The following is a 216-nucleotide window of genomic DNA, read 5'->3' as shown; positions in this document are numbered from 1 at the left end:
ATTCTTTTGTAGCAAGCACAGTAAGTGTACGGACACTTACGGAAAATTGACGAAGCAGCCCTTTGGGATCTGCTTCTTTTTTTATCAATTTTTAGCTTGTTAGGGAGAACCCTAAGACCCCGAAATACACTCAAAGGAGGAATTAACTATGGCAAATAGAATAAGAAACGAAAGACTTGAAATTAAATTAACCGAAGAAGAAAAGGCTCTTTTTGA

1 pseudogene is annotated in these 216 nt (G+C 36.6%); it reads left to right on the top strand.

The annotated features are described in order from the left end of the window. Nucleotides 1-148: 148 nt before the first annotated feature. A pseudogene (locus tag HMPREF2801_RS09195) lies at nt 149-216 on the top strand (plasmid mobilization relaxosome protein MobC); the annotation flags it as partial.

Source organism: Peptoniphilus sp. HMSC062D09 (assembly GCF_001811425.1).
Taxonomy (GTDB): domain Bacteria; phylum Bacillota; class Clostridia; order Tissierellales; family Peptoniphilaceae; genus Peptoniphilus_A.
Note: the sequence above shows the minus strand (reverse complement) of the source record. Positions and strands in the feature narration are given on the sequence as shown.